Raw genomic sequence first — 1,224 nt, forward strand, 5'->3', positions numbered from 1 at the left:
TGACCTGCGACCCAATCTCCCTCCAGTTTTCGGGAGAGTCTTGGGTTTGTAATCTGGCCTCATGCGGCCTGTTTTTCCAGTGCCATTTTCATTGCGAATTCGCTGGGGGTGATATTGCCCAGCGACGAGTGCGGTCTGTTTCTGTTGTAATCCTCCTTCCATGCAGTGATTGCGGCGCGGGCCTGAGCGAGCGACGAGAACAGGGTCTCGTTGAGGCACTCGTCGCGGAAGCTGCCGTTGAAGCTTTCGACGAAGCCGTTCTGCATCGGCTTGCCGGGGGCGATGTAGTGCCAGTCGACTTTGGTCTCCTGGCACCATTTGAGGATGGCCATGCTGGTCATCTCCGTCCCGTTGTCCGAGACAATCGTCCTCGGTTTTCCGCGTCTGGCGATGAGACAATCCAGTTCGCGGGCAAGCCTTGCGCCTGACAGGGATGTATCGGCGACCAGGCATAGGCATTCGCGGGTGAAGTCGTCGACGACCGCCAGCACCCGAAAGCGGCGGCCGTCGGTGAAGGCATCGCTGACGAAGTCCAGGCTCCAGCGCTCGTTGTGACGCGACGGCAGAGCAAGAGGACGTCTCGTGCCCCAGGGCCCGCTTTCGGCCGCCGCGCTTGCGCACCGTCAGCTTCTCCTCCCGATAGAGACGCCGAAGCTTCTTCAGGTTCATGACGATCCCCTGCCGGTCGAGCATGACGTGGATACGGCGATAACCGAAGCGGCGTCGTTCAGATGCCACCTTCTTCATCGCCTCACGAATGGCCGCATCGTCAGGCCGCACGCTGCGATATCGCATGCTCGACCGATCCACCGACAGAACCTCGCACGCCCGACGCTGGCTCACCCCGTGCTGCGCACAGACATGAGCCACCGCATCCCGCTTCACATCGGGCGTCACCATTTTTTTGCAGCGACATCCTTCAGGATCGAATTGTCCAGCATGGCTTCGGCGAGCAGTTTCTTCAGCTTGGCATTCTCGTCCTCAAGCGCCTTCAGCTTGCGCGCATCGGACACGTCCATGCCGCCATACTTCGCCTTGTATTTGTAGAAGGTTGCATCCGAGATGCCGTGCTTGCGGCAGACGTCGATCGTCTTCGCGCCCGCCTCCTGCTCCTTCAATATCCCGATGATCTGTTCTTCCGTGAACCGTGAACGCTTCATTCGTCCGTCTCCTGGTTGTGACGGACTCTACCAAATTCTGGAGGAAGTTCAGGGGCTCAGGTCA

Annotated in this window: 1 pseudogene; it reads right to left on the reverse strand. The window is 59.5% G+C overall.

From position 1 onward, the window contains the following. Positions 1-59: 59 nt before the first annotated feature. A pseudogene (locus RNA01_RS23325) lies at positions 60-1,160 on the reverse strand (IS3 family transposase). Positions 1,161-1,224: the final 64 nt, after the last annotated feature.

It is taken from the genome of Paenirhizobium naphthalenivorans, from assembly GCF_007992095.1.
In the GTDB taxonomy this organism is placed as follows: Bacteria; Pseudomonadota; Alphaproteobacteria; order Rhizobiales; family Rhizobiaceae; genus Allorhizobium; species Allorhizobium naphthalenivorans.